Raw genomic sequence first — 19704 nt, 5'->3', positions numbered from 1 at the left:
GCGTCTATGCAGGCGCCTGAATCATCTTCCAGCCGTTGCCGGCGGGATCGCGGAAACCCGCATCGACGCTGCCGAAGCGATCGACCGGCTCCTGCGTGAACTCGACGCCATTCGCCTTGAGCCGCGCATAGCTCGCGCGACAATCGGCGACGGAGAGAACGAGCGGCGGCATCGCCCCTTTGGCGACCATCGCGCGCAAGGTTTGCGCGGTGGCCTCGTCGTGAACGGGCGGCCCCGGCGTGAACAGGCCGAGCTGGAACGAAGGCTGTTCCGGATGCTGAACCGTCAGCCAGCGATACGCGCCATTGCGCACGTCCGTATGAATGCGGAATCCGAGCTTGTCGACGTAGAACGCGAGCGCTTCATCCTGATCGTCGACGTACAGGCCCACCAAGTTGATACCTTGGGTCATCACGATACCTCCTCCTCGATTGATGGCCGCACTGTACCTTTGGACTTGCGCCGCCGCTTCTCCAAAACTGCGGTCGTGAGGTCCGGCCTCTGCGCGGCCTTCAGCACGCAGGCGGGCACGAGCGCCAGCTGATGACCGTTCGCGCGCGCCTCGACGCGCATCGCACTGGGGCTTCGGCCCGTGACGTCGTGGAATGTGCGTCCGAACGTGCCGAGACTTTCCCACCCCGTCGCGAAGGCGATGTCCGTGATGCTGAGATCCGTGTCGCGCAGCAGCGTGGTGGCCTGCTCGATGCGCCGCGTCAGCAGGTAACGGTGCGGCGGCACGCCGAACGCCTGCTTGAACGAGCGAGCGAAATGGGCTTTGGACACGCCGCTGATCGCCGCCAGCCGATCGACGGGCCAGGCCTCGTGCGAGGCGGCATCCATCCGGTCTTTGGCGCGCAGCAGACGGCGCAGCAGCGCCGGATCCTGCAATTCGACGCCCGCCGATCCGGCTGACGATGGTGCGGCGTTGGAATGTTCGCGAGAGCGCATGGGTTCACAGGAAGCGGCCGGTGTCCGCGTAGTGTAGGGCAGGCTCACAACAGCGGCAGCATCGCCTTGATGTGGTCAGCGAATGCCGACGTCAGCAGCGACGGTCGCGCCCGCGCAAATCTCAGCGACACACCCACGGCCGGCAACGGCGGCAGTTCATGATCGGCACTGAGCACGGACAGATCGGACGGCACGGCCGTTTGCGTCATCACGGCGAACGCTTGCCCCGAACGCACCAGCGCTGTGAGGCCCGACAGACTGCTGCTCGCATACGCGATCCGGTAAGCCCGGCCGGCGCGTTGAAGCGCGTCGCAGGCGGCGATGTGATCGAGCGTGTCGGGGTCGGACAGCGCCAGCGGCAACGGATCGAAATGTGCCGAATCCAGTCCGGGATACCCGATCCACACCAATTGCTCGCGCCGGATGACGTCGTCTCCCGGACCGCTGTCGGGCAATGAGATCATCGCGAGATCGACTGCGCCTTTTTTCAGCCGTTCGAGCAGCCGCGGCGTCGGCCCGCACACGACTTCGACGAGCGCATGCGGATGCTGGCTCGAGAACTGCCGGAGCAATGGCGGCAGGAACACGGCGGCGTAATCGTCCGGACAGCCGAAACGGATGCTGCCCGACAGGCCCGTTCCGCACAGATCGGCCATCGCCTCGTCGTGCAGCCGCAAAATGCGTTGCGCGTGAATCAGCAGACGCTCGCCCGCATTCGTCAGCACGACGCCGCGCCCCGTGCGCTGAAACAGCGGCTGATCGACGATTTCTTCGAGCCGCTTCATCTGCTGGCTCAGCGCCGATTGCGTCCGTCCTACGCGGCTCGCCGCGCGGCTCAGCGCCCGCACCTCGGCGATTACGGCGAACGACCGCAACAGATCGATTTCGAGCGACAGACTCAAGATATTAGATCCTCTTCTATCTCACATTAATACTATTCGTTTCTATAAAACCAGAGAGCCGCCTAGACTGCAAGCTGATCCGATCAATCGCGAGGAGAATCACGGTGTCCCGAAACAACGACGCAGCGTTCTGGCAGAACGCACGGCAGCACCTGATCCGCTACGGCGGCACGTTCGAGCCGATGATCATCGAGCGCGCGCAGGGCAGTTTCGTCTACGACGCGGATGGCCGCGCGATCCTCGACTTCACGTCCGGGCAGATGAGCGCCGTGCTGGGCCACAGCCACCCGGAAATCGTCTCGGTTATCAACGAATACGCGGGCAAGCTCGATCATCTGTTCAGCGGCATGCTCTCGCGCCCCGTCGTCGATCTCGCGACGCGCCTCGCCGACATCACGCCCGAAGGCCTCGACCGCGCGCTGCTGCTGAGCACGGGCGCGGAATCGAACGAGGCCGCGATTCGCATGGCTAAGCTCGTCACCGGGAAGTATGAAATTGTCGGCTTTGCGCAGTCATGGCACGGCATGACGGGCGCGGCAGCGTCGGCGACTTACAGCGCGGGCCGCAAAGGTGTCGGTCCCGCAGCCGTCGGCTCGTTCGCCATTCCCGCGCCGTTCACGTACCGGCCGCGTTTCGAGCGCAGCGGTCACTACGATTACCTCGCCGAACTCGACTACGCGTTCGATCTGATCGATCGCCAGTCGAGCGGCAATCTCGCCGCATTCATCGCGGAGCCGATCCTGAGTTCGGGCGGCATCATCGAGTTGCCGGAAGGCTATATGGCCGCGCTCAAGCGCAAATGCGAAGAGCGCGGCATGCTGCTGATTCTCGACGAAGCGCAAACGGGTGTTGGCCGCACAGGAACGATGTTCGCGTGCCAGCGCGACGGCGTCACGCCCGACATCCTCACGCTATCGAAGACGCTCGGCGCCGGCTTGCCGCTCGCCGCCATCGTCACGTCGGCAGAGATCGAGGAGCGCGCGCACGAACTCGGCTACCTGTTCTACACGACGCACGTGTCCGATCCGTTGCCCGCTGCGGTCGGTCTGCGTGTGCTCGATGTCGTCGAGCGCGAAGGACTCGTTGCGCGGGCAAACGTGATGGGCGACCGGCTCCGGCGCGGCTTGCTGGATCTGATGGAGCGCTTCGAGTGCATCGGCGATGTGCGCGGGCGCGGCCTGCTGCTCGGCATGGAGATCGTCAAGGATCGCCGCACGAAGGAACCCGCCGACGGACTCGGCGCGAAGATCACCCGCGAGTGCATGAATCTCGGCCTGAGCATGAACATCGTGCAGTTGCCCGGCATGGGCGGCGTGTTCCGGATCGCGCCGCCGTTGACGGTGAGCGAAGAGGAAATCGATCTCGGCCTGGAACTGCTTGGGCAGGCGATCCAGCGTTCGCTGTAAAGCGCCTGCATCGTTTCGACATGCTGCATGACGCGAGCGTCCCGCAGGGGACGCTCGCAGTCGAACGCCACGGATAACAACGCATTCGCGCGCATATCGGCTACTCTTTACTGGCGAGACCGCTTCTTCCGGCCGAAAGCCGGCCCGCCACACCACTCGCGAAACCTCACACAGCTGCATCCGGACGTCCCATCTGCCGACGGAGCGCCATCATGCATGTCGCGAGTCTGATTTTGCCGATCTTCGCCATCATCCTGACGGGCTGGCTGGCGGGCACAACGGGTTATCTCGCGCGCAGCGTCGCCGGGCCGCTGATGCAGTTCGCCTACTACGTCGCGATGCCCGCGCTCGTGTTCCTGACCGTCGCTAAAGAGCCGCTCGATTCGCTGCTGGAGTGGCGCTTTCTGGCCGCATTCGGCGGCGGCTCGATTCTCTGCTTCGTCGCCGTGCTGCTGGCCGCGCGCCTCGGGTTGCAGGCGAGCCTCGGGAAAAGCGCGATGCTCGGCGCCGTCGTGTCGATGACCAACACGGGTTTCGTCGCGCTGCCGATTCTCAGAGCGCTGCAAGGTCAGCATGGCGTGCTCGCCGCCGCCGTCGCGACGGTGTTTGTCGGCGCAATCATGTTTCCGGCGCTCGTCATCCTGCTCGAAGTCGATCAGCAGAGCGGCACGCACAAGATGCGTGCAAGCGCGCTCGCGCGGCAGATCGGCACGAACCCCGTGATTCTCGCGACGATTCTCGGCTTGCTGTGGTCCGTCAGCGGCGCGGCGCTGCCCGCGCCCGCCGCGACGTATCTCGGCATACTCGGCGAAGCACTGACGCCCTGTGCGTTGTTCGCCATCGGACTCGATCTTTCGATCGGCGAGTTGCGAGGTCATCTGAGCCGCTATGCGCTGCTGGCTGCGCTCAAGCTGGTGGCGATGCCGTTCGTCGTGTACGGGCTGTGCGTCGCGGCGGGACTGAACCGCACGCTCACACTCGCCGCCGTGATCTGCGCCGCCGTGCCGACGGCCAAAAGCGCCTACGTGCTGGCAAGCGAGTACGACGTCGAAAAGACCTCAACGGGCGCCGCCATTTCGATGACGACGCTCTTCTCTATCGTGACGCTGCTCGCGTGGCTCTACTGGATCTAGCTGCCTTTATGCGGCGAGCGGCTTGAGCGCCTGCGTGACCTGCTCGGCCGTCGTATAGCCCGAACTGAGCTGGCCGATCTTTCCGTCGATCTCGACGAACAGCGACGGAAAGCCTCGCACGCCCAACCGCCGCGTCAGTTCGAAATCACGCTGCGTGGCATCGATGACTTCATCGGACGTGAAGGCTTCGAAGAAGGCATCGGCCGTCGTCGCGATGCCTTGCTCCGCGATCGCCTTCGCGCCGACTTCGGCGAGCACGCTGCCGTCCGTCGTATCGAGTCCGTCGACATAAAAGGCCCGCTGGAAGGCGCGAAACACCTTCAGCACGTCGACGCCCGGCGCGATCGTGCGCGCAGTCACGACCGCGCGACATACGGGCTCGGTGTCGTACACGAAGTTCTCGCGCGCCATCAGCGCTTCGCGGTTGAACTCCGCGCCGCTCATCTGTTCGACGCGCGCCCAATGCGTGAGCCTGAACTGCTTGCCTGCGTCGTCGAGCACCTGCGTCGATCCCGCGGCCATGCCGCCCACGACGATCTGCACTTCGAGATCCGGCAGGCTCTGCGCAATCGCGCTCATTTCCTTACCGAAGCCATAGCACCACGAACACATCGGGTCGCCGACAAATATCAGTTTCATACGCTGTTCCATCTTCGTCTGAGAAGCGCGGCCCGGCGGGACGCGCGAATCAGCCGACTATACGTTCGACGCGCAGACGCATGAACGACGTGCGCGGCACATCAGTCGTTACACCGTGTAAAGCAGGCGTTGGACGAAGACACAGCGACTCAAAAGCGCTCAGAAAAACGAAATGTCGTAGCCGAAGCGCGACGCAGCGCTGACGATATGCTTGCCCATCAGTACGCGCGCAGCAGCGGCGTCCTTGTCGATGAAGGCCTGAATCAGCGTTTCGTGCTCCGCGCGCGCGGCGTTGGGAATGTTGCCGAACATCGGACCTTGCCGCGCGAAGTTCGCCGCGATCAGCGGACGCATCGGTTCGAGCACGGTGCGAATCATCGCGGCGAGATAGTCGTTGCCCGCCGCGGCCGCGACGGCGCGATGAAAGTCGAGATCGGCGTTGACGGTGTCGGCCGTCGGCGCGCCTTCGTAGCGCATCCGTTCGACGGCGTCCTGAATCGGCTTGAGCCTGCGCGGCGTCATGTGTGCTGCCGCGAGCGCAGCGGCCTGGCTTTCGAGCACGGCCCGCACTTCGAACATGTTGCGGATCGTGTTGTCGCCCTCCAGCCATTGCGAGTTCACTTGCCGCAGCGGCTCCGATGGCTGCGGCGTCGCCGCAACAAACGCGCCGATGCCCTGGCGCGACTCGATCAGCCCTTGCGCGCGCAAGCTCGCAATCGCCTCCCGCACGACATTGCGGCTGACGCCGAAGTTCTCGGAGAGAAAGTGTTCGGTGGGCAGACGATCGCCGGGCTTCAATCGTCCGGACGCGATCTCTTCGCTCAGCGACGCGGTGATGTGCTCCGCGAGATGGGGCCGCCGTTCGACGCGCCGCACATTCATTTCGCTCATGGTCGTTTCAGGGCAGTGGCTTGTCTTCTTATTCTACATCTGGACGGCCCCACGGCTCGGCCGCGCGCGCACGAATCTTCAGCCGATCCGACTCGAAATCGCAAGCGGAGCGTGGCTATCGAGCGTCGATGTTGCACGCGGCGCTCAACTCATTTGCACAAAAGGAACAAGTTGTTCACTTGAAGGACAACAGGATGTCTCCTACGATTCGGAGCATACGGCGGCCTTTCGTCCGTGCTCGTTGCAATCCGAATTGAGGTAGATCCAGATGAACATTGCCAGCATCGAAACCATCCCACTGCGCATTCCCTTCACGACGGGCGGACCGTCGGCGGGCGGTGTGTGGGGCCCTAAAGACCTGCAGGTGGTCGACTCGCTCGTCGTCAAAATTACGACCGACGACGGCACCGTCGGCTGGGGCGAAACCTTCGGCTTCACCGCGATTCCTTCCGTGAAGCTGGTGATCGACAGGATTCTTGCGCCTGAACTGATCGGCCGCGATATCGGGCTGCGCGAGAAGACGATGCTCGATCTGCAAAAGAAATTCCATGTGTTCGGCCGAAGCGGCGCGTTCATCTACGGACTGTCGGCGATCGACATCGCGCTGTGGGACATCGCAGGAAAGCAAGCGAACCAGTCTGTTCATCAGTTGCTTGGCGGCGCGGAGGCCACATCGCTGGCGTGTTACGCGAGCCTGATCCGCTACGCCGATCCCGAACTGGTCGCCGTCAACGTGCGGCGCGCGGTGGAAAGCGGCTACCGGCATCTGAAGCTGCATGAGATCACGGTGGAAACCGTGCGCGCCGCACGCGAAGCGGCGGGCCCCGACATCGAGATCACGCTCGACGTCAATTGCCCGTGGACGGTCCGCGAAGCGCTCGACATGACGGAACGGCTGCGTGAATTCAATCTGCGCTGGATCGAAGAACCCGTGTGGCCGCCCGAGAATTACGCGGGTCTCGCGACCGTGCGCAAGCAAGGCGGCATTCCCGTCGCGGCAGGCGAAAACGCATCGACGCTGATGGACTTCCAGCACTTGCTCGAAGCTGGTTCCGTCGATTTCATCCAGCCCAGCCCCGCAAAGATGGGCGGCATCACGGAACTGCAAAAGGTCTTCGCTCTTGCTAACGCGCACAACGTCACCGTCATGGTCCACACGTTCTACGACGGCCCCGGCCTGCTCGCGAGCGTGCATGCGAGCGCGGCGCTCGGCGGTCCGAAGGCGCTCGTCGAATGGCGTTACTTCGACCTCGAAGCGCAGCTCTACGGCGACGCGATCATTCCGCGCCATGGACGCATCGACGTGCCGCAAGGCCCCGGCCTCGGCCTCGAACCGAACCCCGATGTGATCCGCGACTATCGCATCGAGCTTTAAGCAGACACCTCTTCGGCATTGCATACGCATAACAAAACCTGGAGTCAGGAGAACATGTTAGACAGGATCGTTGGACCTCTTTTACCCGTGGCGTTCGTGATAGTGCTCGGTTTCATTGCGGGCAAGCGCGGACGTCTGAATCATTCGGACAGCCTGCTGATCAGCCGCCTCGTGCTCGGCTGGATTTTTCCGGCGCTGCTGCTGGTCGGCATGGCGAGCACGCCCCGTTCGCAGCTGTTCGACTTCCGGCTGATCGTCGCGACGTTCATCGGCATCATGGGGATGTACACGTTCGCGCTGCTGATCGGCTGGTGGCGCTATCGCGAACTCCGGGCAGCGACGCTCAAGGGCTTCGTCAACGGTTACCCCGACGCGGCCTTCATGGGCATCCCCATCCTGCAGGCGATGTTCGGTCCGGGCAGCATCTATTCCGTGCTGATCCTCAACCTGATCGCGAGCCTCTTCATGATTCCGCTGACAACCATGCTGCTCACGGTCGCAAGCGGTCAAGGAAGCGGCACGCAGGCGTTCCTGACGAGCATCAAGAGCGCCGTGCGGCGTCCGTTGATGTGGGCACCCGCGCTCGGCATCCTGTGTTCGCTGCTGCAGATCAAGTTTCCGCCTGTGCTCGCCGAAGCGTTCAATCTGCTCGGCAAGGCGACGCCCGGCGTGTCGCTGCTTTGTCTCGGGCTGATCATGTCGTCCGTCAAGCTGAAGCTGTCGAACGAAGTGTGGGCGAACCTCGGGCTCAAGCTGCTGATTCATCCGCTGCTGATGTTCGCGGCGACGGTCTTGCTCGGCGTTCATGGGCTCTACGCACAACAGATGATCCTGCTTTGCGCGCTGCCGTCGGCGACCATTCCCGCGATGTTCGCCAACGAAGCGGGCGCGTATCAGAGCGAAGCCGCAACGTCGATTCTCGTCAGCACGGTCCTGTCGATCATCACGTTCTCCGCGGCCATCTATCTCGTCGACGGCGGCCTCGCAGCCGCTTGAGATTTCGACTAGTGCGGCAGCCGGTTCACCACCTTCGCGACACCGGCCGCTGCACAGACTTCGTCCTTGTCGCCGCCCGGCGCGCCGCCGATCCCCAGCGCGCCCACCATCTCGTTCCCCGCCTTGAACGCAACAGCGCCCGGCAAAGCCATCACGTTATGAACCGTCGCGAGTTGCGGCGCGTAAGGACTGGTCTTGACCAGTTCGAAGAATCCGCTCGAACGGTCGAAGCCGAATTCAGGCCCGAGCGTCACGACGGTAAAGGCTTTTCTGAAACTGGATTCGCCCGTGTGCACCGTCGCGTGATCGCCGCGCATGACGACCTGCGGCACACCGTCCATATCGACGACTGTCGCCGTCACCCAGTAGCGCTTGTCTTCGCACACGCGAATCGCTTCTTCCGCCGCTTCGACGGCGAGATTGAGCGGCAGCGTGTAGTGATAACCGGGTGCCGGGGCCTGTTGTGCGTGAGCGGGAACGAACGCGACGGACATGCCGCACAGCAACGCAGCCGATGCGTGGAGCTTCGGGAATTTCATAGCACCTCCAGAACGAGATCAGTGAAAGACTGCTGAACGTCGAGCGCGGCACCAGCCGCGCTTCCAGTGCACAACCAGGCACAACTAGGCGAGTCGGAACACGTTGATGGTTGACTTGAGATCGCCCGCCTGCGATTCGAGCGCGCTCGCAGCAGACGCCTGATCGGCGAACGTCTTGATCACTGCGATGGCGAGTTCAGTCGTATGGACGAGACCGTCCTTGCGTTCCTGCACGCTGATTTCACGGATGCGCCAGGCATCGGAGACGGATAACGCAACCACACACAACAGGCTCAGAATCAAAGGGAGCCACAACTTTTGAGCGAAAGACAGCTTCATTCTTTTTTCAACCTCTTTATTTGCCGATCGGATGCAACTCAACGGAGTGCCAACTTGTTGCTCCGTTTACGGCATATATAGGATGAGATTTGACGAAAGAGATGAAACTGTCTTTTGAACGAATGGAAAAACGTAGCGGCGCGGTGTGGCTCGCGCCGCCAGTCAGTTCGAACTCGGCTGCTTCTGATCGATGCCGAGCGCTTCTGCCTTTCTGACGAGATCGGGCAACGAACGCGAACCCATCTTCTTCATCACCTGTCCGCGATGAATCTTCACGGTGATTTCACTCAGATGCAGTTCGTAGGCAATCTGCTTGTTCAGCATGCCCGCCACCACTAACTTCATCACTTCGCGCTCACGTTGCGTGAGCGTGTCATAGGCTTCGCGCAGCGTGGCCAGTGCATGCTCCGATTCGCGACGCTCGGCGTCGCGCTTCAAAGCATGAGCGATCGCATCGAGCATGTCCTGATCGCGGAAAGGCTTCGCGAAGAAATCGAGTGCGCCCGCCTTCATTGCCTTGACGGTCATCTCGATGTCGCCATGCGCCGTGATGAAGAGGATCGGCATGCGCACGCCACATTGCTGTGCTTCCTGCTGGAAGGCAAGGCCGCTCTCGCCGCGCAGCCTGACGTCGAGTATCAGACAGCTTGGCGCGTCATACTTTGGGAACGCCAGAAAATCTTTGGGTGACTCGAATGTCTCCACATGAAGACCGACCGAACGCACGAGGCCGTTCAGTACAAAACGGATCGATTCGTCGTCGTCGATGACATACACGACGGAACGTCCGCCGGGGAGCTTGCCGGGATGCATACCTTCTTCACTTCTTGTCGTCGACGTCGAACTCGGTCCTGAGACCATTCCGCCTCCTTGTGAACGAGTGAGAGATGCCTGTGCAAACCGTGGAGTGTGTGATGCAGATTCAGCAATACATACATTGTTGTACCAAACGGCGGCGAGCGCAAAGCAAAGTCGCGTGTTGAATGCCAGGAGAGGTGCTGAAATGAGGAACGCTTCAGGCAAAAGACGATCAGATGCTATCGCGTCACAAGCGCCGATTGCGGCCGATGACACGCATCGATAAACCGATATTTCATCGATTGGTTTTTAGCGGCGAACAAGACGCGCAAACCAGGCGATTTGTTCTCGCCTGGCGTTCCAGCGGAATGAGCAAACGCTCAGAAAAAATCAGGCCGGAAAGCGTGCATCTGCACTGTCCGAAATGAGTGCTTCGGAACTCGACACATCCAGAAAGGCGCGCATCGCATTCGACAGATACGCGTCGCGCCGCCGAATGAAAAGCGTCTCCATGCGCGCAGTGTCGGACGCCAGCGGATGCACCCCGACGCAATGCCTGTGCGCCGCGTTCGACACGACGCCTCGCGGCAACAAGGTAATGCCGATGCCCGCCGCGACGCACGAGAGTATCGCGTCGATCGATCCGAACGCCAGCGCCGTCACGGAGAGAATGCCCATTTCGGCAAGCAGCAGATCGAGGCGCTCGCGATACGAGCAACCCGGACTAAAGACAATCGCCTTGAGGTTTTCAATCGATCCGAGTTCCTTGAGCGAGCGCATGGTCGTCGGTGCGACGAGTACGAGTTCCTCGCTGAAAATGGTCTGAACGTCGAGGCCGGGATCGCTCTGCGGGCCGGCGACGAACGCGCCGTCCAGACGACAGTCCGCGACGGCCGCCGTCAGTCCGCTGCTCGTATCCGTCGTCAACGACAAGCCGACCTGCGGATACAGACCCGCGAAATGACTGAGCACGCGGCTCAACTGCAACGCGCCCGTCGTCCATAACGCGCCGATGGCGAGCGTGCCGCTCGGCGGACCATCGTCGAGCGCGGCAAGCCGCGCGTCGGCAACGAGGCGGGCAGCGCGCGCCGCATACGGTAGCATGCGCTGTCCGGCGGGCGTCATCTTCACGCCGCGCACGTGCCGCTCGAACAGCGCGACGCCCACTTCGCCTTCGAGCGAACGGATTCGCCCGGTGACGTTCGACTGCACCGTATGCAACTCGAGCGCTGCGCGGCTCATGCTTCCGAGGCGAGCGACTGCGTCGAATACTTTCAGATCCGCCACGTCCATGATGTGCACCCCGATGTCCGATGTCTTTCCCGACTTCACGCGACTAGCCTATCGGGCGCGCGGCGGGCGCACCAGCCTACTATTGCTTGCGATTTCACCCACCATCGCATGACGGCTTCATACCGTCGTATGTTCGATGCAGGCACGATCCCCGCTTGTCACTCTGCCCGTCGTTCTAGCGTGCGGCTTCGGCAGACGGCAGCGTGAACGAGAAACGCGCGCCGCCGTGCACCGAGCCGTTGTCGGCGCAGATGCGTCCGCCATGCGCCTCGATGATCGAGCGGCAGATCGGCAAGCCCATTCCCATGCCGTTTTCCTTGGTCGTGTAGAAGCTCTGGAACAGGCGGCTGATGGCTTCGGGCGCGATGCCGGGACCGCTGTCTTCCAGTGCGCAATTGACCGTCGCGCCATCGGGCGTCTGCGTGCGGATCGTGATCTTGCGTTCGGAACTGGCCGCCTGCTCCATCGCCTGCATCGCGTTGACGACGAGGTTGACGATCACCTGCTGAAGCTGGACGCGATCGGCGAGCACCATCGGAGCGACAACGGCGCGTTGGCGTAACACGATCACGCCGCGCGAGCGCACTTCGTGCTGCAGAAAAATCAGCGCCTCGTCGATCAGTTCGTCGAGTTGCGCGACAGCGCGCTTCGGGTCGCGGCGCAGCGCCATGCTCCGGATGCGATCGACGATATCGACCGCGCGCCGTGCATCGGCGGCCACGCGCTGGTTGATCAGCCGCGCTTCGGCAACGTCGGGGACGGCGCGGTCGAGCCAGCGGTTGCTGATCGCACTGTTCATCGCGATCGCAGAGAGCGGCTGGTTCAGTTCATGTGCGACGGACGCCGTCAGCTCGCCCAGCATCGAAATACGCGCCGCGTGCGCGAAGTCGGCCTGCAGCCGTTGCAGCATGTCCTGCGCGCGCACGCGCTCCGTCAGATCGACGAGACTGATCAGCGCAATGCCGAGATCTTCGGTCGAACTCGGACGCGCGATCGTAAAGAGAACGTCGATAATCCGCCCGTCGAGCGTAGGCAGCTTGGTGGTTTCCTGAAAAATCGCTTCCCCGCTATAGCGGCTTTCGAGCGCGCGCCGGAACGTGCCAGGACTTTCTCGCCAGACCCACGGCAGCGGACCGAGCAACGCGCTGCGGTCCGTCGCGCCGAACATCTGCGCCGCGTGGTGATTGATCTCTTCGACCACCAGCATCTCCATCGCGCGATTCAGCCAGCCCGGGTGATCGTCGATATACGCAGACAGATCGTCGACGCCTTGCGCACGCAGCTCCGTCAGCAAGGTCATCAACGGCTGCGCCTCGATCTGCCAGAGGCCAACGGGCATGTCGAAGAACAGGCTGCGGTAGCGATGTTCGCTGCGTTCGAGCGCCGCGTGCGCCTGCTTGCGCACGGTGATGTCTTTCAGCGCGCCGAGCACGCGCATCCGGCTCTCTTCATCGACCACGACATGCGCCAGCACTTGCAGATGGCGAATCGTTCCATCGGGCATCCACAGCCGGTGTTCGATGTCGAACGGTTGACGGTCGTGTGTCGCGCGATCGAAGGCGAGACGCACGAAGGTCACGTCGTCGGGATGCACGCGGCCGAACATCATGTCGACCGTCGGCGTGGTGTCGACGTCGTAACCGAAGATGCGGAAGCTCTCTTTCGACCAGACCAGCTCGCCGCTCGACACATGCCAGTCGAAGCTGCCTGTATGGCTCAGGCGCTGCGCGTCGGCGAGCAGCGCTTCCGCGTCCTGCAGGTCGGCGTAGAGGCGGGCCGTTTCGAGCGAGAGCGCCGCCTGCGATGCGAGCAGCCGCAGCAAGGCCGTGCGGGCAGGCGTGAACGCGTCGGTGGTCAGATTGTTTTCGAGGTACAGCACGCCGATCAGCCGCGTCTGCTTGACGAGCGGCAGGCACAGGATGGAGCGGCAATCGTGACGGCGAATGTACTCGTCCGACGAAAACGGACTGCGCGCCGATGCGTCGTCGAGCAGCAGACTGTCGCCCGTGCGGATCACGTAGCGCAGCACCGATTCGGGAAGCTCGTTGCCCGTCGCGCGCATTTTCGGCAAACGGACGTCCACGCCGTTCTGCGCCGTCGATGCTTCCGCTTCCACGCGCAAGTCGTTGCCGCGCCTGAAGATCAACAGGCCGCGGTTCGCGCCCGCATGTTCCAGCGCGAGCACCATCAGCGTATGAATCAGTTCGTTCAGGTCGATGCCGCTGAAGATCGCGCGCGACACCTGCACCACGGTCGCGAGGTCCAGTTGCTCGTTCGACGTGGCGATCGTGCCGTCGAGGCTCGCGGGATCGTGCCGCAATTGAGCGTACGTTCGTGCCAGTTGCCGCACCTTGCCTTTCGCACCCCAACGCTCGTAGCAGGAACGCGCGTTGAACAGGTACGTATCGGCGATGGTTTCGAGGCCGCGCGCGGCATGAAACTGTGCGGCGAGTTCGTGCGCCATCGCCTGATACTGGATGAAGCCGTGTTCACGCGCCGCGCGGATCGCTTCTTCGTAGAAATGCATCGCGTCGGAATCGCGCCCTTCGATGCGTGCGATTTCCGCCGCAAGCAGCGCATGCCGATGACGGAAATTCTCCGGGCAGTGCGTGCTCCACGACTCGAACCTGTCGAGCGTCTGCGCGAGTGTGCTTCGCCACGCCTGCTGCATTTCAATTCCGGCGCCGGGATAGCGCGCCGCGAGCGTCAACGCGTTGAAGAAGTGATACGTCGATTCGATCGGCAACGCCATGACTGCGCCCAGCATCGGTGCGGCATCGCTCGCGGCCTTCGACGCGTCCGCATGGCGGCCATCGAGATACGCGAGAATCATCTGCATGATGTGATGAAACACGATGCCGCAACCGAAGTTCGCTGTTTCGATGGCGTCGAAACAGGCGGCATCGTCGAACAGTGCGTCGCCGAGCTTGAGCGGCTCGGTCGTTATGCCGCGCAGACTCGCGATGAACTGCTGCTCCAGGCGGATCGTTTCGAACACGGCATCGTTGTGGCTCTGCCGCGCAAACGCAGCATGCTTCTCCGATACGGCCTGCACGTCGTCGAGCGCCGAGCCTTTTTCGATCGTCTGCCAGACGGTCGTAAAGGCGAGATAGCCGGCGAACACGAGGTCACCCACTTCGAGACACGCGGCGCTCGCGCGCTCCAGTATCGGCAGATCGGTCACGATGTGCCTCCGCCAGAAGTTGATGTGATTGCCGTGCAGATGCAGCAGTTTTCCGTAGAAGCGACGGTTGTCGAACTTCTCGTTCAGGCGCAGCGACATCTCGGAGAACTGCACGGCAGAAGGAATATCGCCGATGCTCGATACCAGCATCAGTGCGTAATTGCCGTACGCGAAACTCGAGTTGTCGGTATTGCCGTGCTGCAGCGACAGAAGGACCGCCTTCAGCGTGATGAGCGGATAGTACGCAGGCCGCGCGATAAACGCGCAAGGCATCGCCTCGACGAGCAGATCGATCACCGCGCGTATCGCCGGGTCTTGCGCGACGGGTGCATCGACCAGATCGCCGATGGCACGTCCCGCAAGACGATAAGGAATCTCCTGCAATGCCGCTGCGACGGCGGACTCGACTTCGCCATCGGTGTCGGGCAGAAGCAGGCCGAAATCGCGCAGCGCGAGCCGCGCGACCGCGAAGCTTTCGTCGAACCGCCCTGCCACCTGATACAGCGACATGCGCAAGCCGAACACCTTCGCGCGATCCAGACTCGAACGTGCGCGTTCGAGCAGCATGTCGAACAACGCGTCGGCGTCCGTGAAGTCGCCGGCCAGGTATTCGCATTCGCTGTAAGCCAGATACAGATCGAACGTGCTTTCGTAGCGTCGCGTCCACGCATCCGGTGACAGCAGCGCGACGCCTTGCGCCAGATAGCTGCGCGCCGCTGCATAGGCCGTCGAACGCATCGCGCGTCGACCTGCGATCAGATTCAATGCGACCGTCCGCTCACGTTCTTCGTCGGTATCGATCAGTTCCGCGCCACGATTCAGTTGATTGACGATGTCGAAAATGGATTCTTCGAGCGCATCGGGCGAAGTCCGCGACGCAAGCGCCCTGCCGATGCGCACATGCGTGGCTGCGCGGCGGTCTGCCGGAATCAGCGCGTAGGCGGCTTCCTGCACGCGGTCGTGCGCGAACCCGTAGGCTGCTTCCACTCGGAACACGAGTCCCGCGCGCACGGCGAGCCACAGCTTCGCGTGAATCGACGCTTCCGGTTCGCCGTGGACGAGCGTGAGCGTCGCGACGTCCGCGACGTTGCCGAGACTCGCGAGCTGGCCGAGCGCTTCGCGCGTCGCGTCGGGCAGACGCGTCAGCTTGGCCGCCATCAGATCGGCGACGTTCTCGGTGAAACCCTTCGCGCAGATGCGGGGCAAATCCCACGTCCAGCGCGACGTATCGCGATCGAAGGTCAGCAACGCTTCGTCGGCGAGCGCGCTCAGGAACTGGATCGCGAAGAACGGATTGCCGCCCGTCTTCTCGTGCACCAGTTGCGCGAGCGGCACGGCCGTCGTGGCCGGACAGTGCAAAGCATCGGCGACGAGTTGCGCGACGCTGTCCGCCGTCAACGGCGCGAGTTCGATCTGATGCACGGTTGCTTCCGTCTGCGCGATCGCGTCGAGCGTGCGCGCGAGCGGATGCGCGTCGTCGACTTCATTGCTGCGATACGCGCCGACCAGCAGCACATGCTGCACATCGGGATGCGTGACGAGATGTTGGAGCAGATCGAGTGTCGCAGCATCGAGCCATTGCAGATCGTCGATAAAGAGCGCGAGCGGATGCTCGCGCCGCGCGAATACGCCGAGGAAGCTGCGAAACACGAGCTGAAAGCGGTTTTGCGATTCCTGCGGCGGCAACGTCGGCACGGCCGGCTGCTCGCCGATGATCAGCGCAAGCTCGGGAATCAGATTGACGATCACCTGGCCGTTCGGCGCCAGCGCGTCCTGCAGCGCGCGGCGCCACGGTTCGATTTCTGCGTCGCTCTTGCTCAGCAGCTCGCGCACGAGCGACTGAAACGCCTGCGCGAGCGGCACATACGGAATGTCCCGTTTGTACTGATCGAATTTGCCGGACGCGAACAGGCCGCGCGGCGGCACCAGCACCTTGTGCAGCTCGTTCACCACCGACGATTTACCGATGCCAGCGTAACCCGAAATCAGCACAAGCTCGCTGCGCCCGCCGCCGACGATGCGATTGAACGCGGCCACGATCTCACCGATCTGCGCATCGCGGCCGTACAGTTTTTCAGGGATCAGCAGCCGGTCCGACGCGTCGCGCTCGCCGAGTGACAACGGTGCGATCGCACGCGTCGTTTCCCATGCCGCGAGGCACGCACGCAGATCGGCCTCGACGCCCGCCGCCGTCTGATAACGGCTTTCCGCAGTCTTCTCGAGGAGCTTGAGCACGATCTGTCCAACCGTCGGCGGAATGCTTTCGTTGCGCTCTTCAAGCGGCGTCGGCCTGCGCGCGATGTGGCAATGAATCCATTCCATCGCGTCCGCCGCCGCGAAAGGCAACCCGCCCGTCAGCATCTCGTACAGCGTCACGCCGAACGAATAGAGATCGCTGCGCGCGTCGATCGAGCGGTTCATACGGCCCGTCTGCTCGGGCGCCATGTAGGCAAAGGTGCCCGCGATGATCTCCGGCGGCGCGGGCGACTGATGCTCGAGCGGCAGTTGCGACGCGATGCCGAAGCCCGTCAGCCGCACGCCGTCGTTGCCGTCGACGAGCACGTTCGCCGGCTTGATGTCCTTATGGATCAGGCCGCGCTCGTGGACGTGCCCGATTGCGCGCGCCAGATTCGCCGCGATGCGCAGGCATCGCGCGAGATCGAGCGGCTGACCGAGCAGGCGAACGAGCGGGTCGCCGCCATCGTCGTCGAGCACGAGCATCGGCGGCACTCTGCCGAGATCGAGCGCAATCGGCTGCGCGGCCCAGCGCGGATCGAGCAGCGCGGCCAGTTCGTATTCACGTTCCAGCCGCGCGATGCTTTGCGCGGCGGGGCGGGTGGCGATCAACGCGAGCAACGAGACCGTCGTGTCGGGCCGCAACGCGCGGCACAACGACAGATCGCCATCGTCGTGGAGCAGCTCCAGCTGAAATCCAGTGAAGTCCATGACGACGCTCCCGGTTTCGCCTTCAGGTAACGAATCGGGAAAAGGCTAACACGCAAGGGTGGAATTGCGCCCTATAAGTGCCGACAGCGGTGCCGCACAACAATGCCGCACAACAATGCCGAACAACGAGCGCGACGGTTGCAGCCGCAACGACGGGATGCAACCGCCGCCGTGCAGGCTAACGTCCCAGCGTGCCCGTGTAATGCGCAAGACGTGCTTCCACATCGTGATTCTTCTGCAGGCCAAGCTGCATCAGTTGCGCGATTCGTTCCTGCGCCTGCGGCCGGCCGACGGACGCGATGAACGCATCCCATTCGGGCGCGACCAGGTCGTCGGATGGCAAGGTAACGAGATTCACCTGACGCTTGATCGCGACGATGCTCTCCTTGTCGAACGACGCGATACGCGACGCCAGCGCATCCACGAAGGCGTCGAGTTCGCTATCCGCGAACGAACGGTTGACGTAGCCGTAGCGCTCCGCCAGTTCGCCGCCGATATCGTCGCCGCTCAACAGCACTTCGAGCGCGCGCCCGCGTCCGATCAGACGCGACAGGCGCGTCATCGGCCCGCCGCCCGGCACCAGCGACGCGCCGATTTCCCATTGCGACAGCAGCGCTTTTTCGCGGCTCGCGAAGCGCATGTCGCTCGCGAGCGCCAGTTCGCTGCCGACGCCCGTCGCGCGGCCCCGGATCGACGCGATCGACACGACGGGCGCGCGCCCCAGCCGCGCGAGCATGTCGGGCAGCGGCGGCATGCCCGTCGGGCCCGGCGGCATGCTCGTGGTCTCCTGCAAAGGCGGAATGAAGTCGTAGTGCGTGAGAAAAAATCCCGGCACCGCGCTTTCGAACACGACTACCTTGACGTCAGGATCGGTTTCGAGCGCCGTTATCGCGGCATTCATCTGCGGGATCGAATCCGGTCCGAAGATATTGAAGGGCGGGTTATCGATGATCACTCGCCAGTAAGCCGGGCTGCGTTTTTCGATTCGAAACTGCTGATTCGCATTGGCGTTGCTCATATCAATCTCCATCCGTATTGGGCAAAGCCGGTTAGCGATTCGAATGCAGCTGATCGAGCACTTTCAGCAGATCGCGCGCGCCCGCCGTCGACGAAGCGGGATTCTGTCCGGTGACGAGGCGTCCGTCGATGATCGACAGAACCTGCCAGTCGTCGACTTTTTCGAAATGTCCGCCGAGCCGCTTCAGTTCGTCTTCGACGAGAAACGGCACGACCTTCGTGAGTTGAACGGCTTCCTCTTCCGAATTCGTGAAACCTGTCACGCGCTTGCCTTTGACGAGCGGTTCGCCGTTCACCTTCACGTGACGCAAAACGCCGGGTGCGTGGCAGACAAATGCTACCGGCTTGCCCGCGTTGTAGAAGCTCTCGATCAGCGCGATGGAGCGCGGGTCTTCTGCGAGATCCCACATCGGGCCGTGCCCGCCGGGATAGAACACGGCGTCGTAGTCGTCGGCTTTGACCGTGTCGAGCTTGACCGTATTGGCCAGCACTTTTTGCGCAGCGGGATCGCTCTTGAAACGCTCGGTCAGCTCTGTTTTGCCCTCGGGCGTGTCGCTCTTCGGATCGAGCGGCGGTTGTCCACCTTTAGGTGAGCTGACTGTTATGGTGACGCCGGCATCGAGAAACGTGAAGTACGGCGCCGCGAATTCTTCTAACCAGAAACCTGTCTTCTTGCCGGTATTGCCAAGTTGATCGTGAGACGTCAACACCATCAGGATCTTCATTGTCGCACTCGCATGATGAAAGGACGATGTACCTGCCGATTGGACGGACCATCCACGTAAAGTGGCAAGAGCACTATAGTCGCTGCCCATAGCGTCGACAAACGAAGCGCCGCGCGTTAATACCAAAGTATAGTGACCGATACATATGTGCTATCGACTCACTTCAGCACTTGCGGTTTCATCATCCCTGATGCATGACACTCGTGAGAATCGAACATGAAGGCCAGTAGCTTCGACGTCAATCTGTCGACCCGAGAAATCCAGGTGCGTGGAACCTCCGTCCCCGTCGGCAGCCGTGCATTCGACATCCTCGCCGTGCTGATGGCAGCGCACGGCCAGGTCGTGTCGATCGAGGATATTCTTCGCAAGGTGTGGCCCGACACCGTCGTCGAGGAATCGAACATACGCGTGCAGGTCTGCGCTTTACGCAAGGCGCTCGGCGAAGACCGGCGGCTGATCCAGAACATACCGGGCCGCGGCTATCGCCTGACGCCAAAAAGCGAAACGCCGGCTGCAAGAGCCGGCATTCCGTTGATGGGCGAATAAACAAGCGCGCTTCATGTGTCGGATGAA

Annotated in this window: 17 protein-coding genes; 5 read left to right on the top strand and 12 right to left on the bottom strand. The window is 62.6% G+C overall.

Annotated features, from left to right (window positions below; all coding sequences use genetic code 11):
* Positions 1-4 precede the first annotated feature (4 nt).
* Genes QEN71_RS30715 through QEN71_RS30705 form a run of 3 tightly spaced genes read right to left on the bottom strand, consistent with a single transcriptional unit; the run spans position 5 to position 1850 of the window.
* The gene (locus tag QEN71_RS30715; RefSeq protein WP_201646918.1) at positions 5-412 is read right to left on the bottom strand and encodes a VOC family protein; all 408 of its coding nucleotides are present in this window, start codon (positions 410-412) and stop codon (positions 5-7) included.
* Positions 412-948 carry a helix-turn-helix domain-containing protein gene (locus tag QEN71_RS30710; RefSeq protein WP_201648014.1) on the bottom strand — a complete coding sequence of 179 codons (537 nt, stop codon included), beginning with the start codon at positions 946-948 and terminating at the stop codon, positions 412-414. Before QEN71_RS30710 ends, QEN71_RS30715 begins: the two co-directional genes overlap by 1 nt.
* Before the next feature lie 44 nt (positions 949-992).
* Positions 993-1850, bottom strand: a complete 858-nt coding sequence (locus QEN71_RS30705; protein WP_201646917.1) for a LysR family transcriptional regulator — start codon at positions 1848-1850, stop codon at positions 993-995.
* Between the two features lie 104 nt (positions 1851-1954).
* On the opposite strand from QEN71_RS30705, the gene QEN71_RS30700 reads away from it, so the two are divergent.
* Positions 1955-3256, top strand: coding sequence for an aspartate aminotransferase family protein (locus QEN71_RS30700; protein ID WP_201646916.1), 1302 nt, complete (start codon positions 1955-1957; stop codon positions 3254-3256).
* Positions 3257-3468: 212 nt separating this feature from the next.
* Complete coding sequence (locus QEN71_RS30695) at positions 3469-4389, top strand: AEC family transporter (protein WP_201646915.1); 921 nt, start codon at positions 3469-3471, stop codon at positions 4387-4389.
* Positions 4390-4395: 6 nt separating this feature from the next.
* Here QEN71_RS30695 and QEN71_RS30690 read toward each other — a convergent pair whose 3' ends face one another.
* Both QEN71_RS30690 and QEN71_RS30685 read right to left on the bottom strand, forming a co-directional pair.
* The gene (locus QEN71_RS30690; protein ID WP_201646914.1) at positions 4396-5028 is read right to left on the bottom strand and encodes a DsbA family protein; all 633 of its coding nucleotides are present in this window, start codon (positions 5026-5028) and stop codon (positions 4396-4398) included.
* Between the two features lie 159 nt (positions 5029-5187).
* Positions 5188-5919 (bottom strand): FadR/GntR family transcriptional regulator, encoded by a 732-nt coding sequence (locus QEN71_RS30685; protein ID WP_201646913.1) that lies wholly within the window; start codon positions 5917-5919, stop codon positions 5188-5190.
* A 268-nt stretch (positions 5920-6187) separates the two neighbouring features.
* On the opposite strand from QEN71_RS30685, the gene QEN71_RS30680 reads away from it, so the two are divergent.
* Positions 6188-7294: a mandelate racemase/muconate lactonizing enzyme family protein gene (locus tag QEN71_RS30680; protein WP_201646912.1), complete on the top strand. Its 1107-nt coding sequence runs from the start codon at positions 6188-6190 to the stop codon at positions 7292-7294.
* A gap of 54 nt (positions 7295-7348) precedes the next feature.
* Positions 7349-8290 (top strand): AEC family transporter, encoded by a 942-nt coding sequence (locus QEN71_RS30675; RefSeq protein ID WP_201646911.1) that lies wholly within the window; start codon positions 7349-7351, stop codon positions 8288-8290.
* 8 nt (positions 8291-8298) lie between these two features.
* Here the strand turns inward: QEN71_RS30675 and QEN71_RS30670 are convergent, their stop codons facing one another.
* The 7 genes from QEN71_RS30670 to QEN71_RS30640 form a co-directional block, all read right to left on the bottom strand.
* Positions 8299-8829, bottom strand: coding sequence for a GlcG/HbpS family heme-binding protein (locus QEN71_RS30670; protein ID WP_201646910.1), 531 nt, complete (start codon positions 8827-8829; stop codon positions 8299-8301).
* Between the two features lie 84 nt (positions 8830-8913).
* Positions 8914-9168, bottom strand: a complete 255-nt coding sequence (locus tag QEN71_RS30665) for a hypothetical protein (RefSeq protein ID WP_201646909.1) — start codon at positions 9166-9168, stop codon at positions 8914-8916.
* A gap of 162 nt (positions 9169-9330) precedes the next feature.
* The gene (locus QEN71_RS30660; protein ID WP_233471602.1) at positions 9331-10029 is read right to left on the bottom strand and encodes a response regulator transcription factor; all 699 of its coding nucleotides are present in this window, start codon (positions 10027-10029) and stop codon (positions 9331-9333) included.
* 327 nt (positions 10030-10356) lie between these two features.
* Complete coding sequence (locus tag QEN71_RS30655) at positions 10357-11259, bottom strand: LysR family transcriptional regulator (protein ID WP_201648010.1); 903 nt, start codon at positions 11257-11259, stop codon at positions 10357-10359.
* Between the two features lie 175 nt (positions 11260-11434).
* Positions 11435-17389 (bottom strand): trifunctional serine/threonine-protein kinase/ATP-binding protein/sensor histidine kinase, encoded by a 5955-nt coding sequence (locus QEN71_RS30650; RefSeq protein WP_201646908.1) that lies wholly within the window; start codon positions 17387-17389, stop codon positions 11435-11437.
* Positions 17390-17567: 178 nt separating this feature from the next.
* Complete coding sequence (locus tag QEN71_RS30645) at positions 17568-18407, bottom strand: enoyl-CoA hydratase/isomerase family protein (RefSeq protein ID WP_201646907.1); 840 nt, start codon at positions 18405-18407, stop codon at positions 17568-17570.
* A gap of 31 nt (positions 18408-18438) precedes the next feature.
* Positions 18439-19131 carry a type 1 glutamine amidotransferase domain-containing protein gene (locus tag QEN71_RS30640; RefSeq protein WP_201646906.1) on the bottom strand — a complete coding sequence of 231 codons (693 nt, stop codon included), beginning with the start codon at positions 19129-19131 and terminating at the stop codon, positions 18439-18441.
* A gap of 216 nt (positions 19132-19347) precedes the next feature.
* Between QEN71_RS30640 and QEN71_RS30635 the strand changes: the two genes are divergently transcribed.
* Complete coding sequence (locus tag QEN71_RS30635) at positions 19348-19677, top strand: winged helix-turn-helix domain-containing protein (protein WP_201646905.1); 330 nt, start codon at positions 19348-19350, stop codon at positions 19675-19677.
* Positions 19678-19704: the final 27 nt, after the last annotated feature.

This window comes from Paraburkholderia sabiae (assembly GCF_030412785.1).
GTDB lineage: Bacteria > Pseudomonadota > Gammaproteobacteria > Burkholderiales > Burkholderiaceae > Paraburkholderia > Paraburkholderia sabiae.
This window is presented reverse-complemented; position numbering and strand designations above follow the sequence as displayed.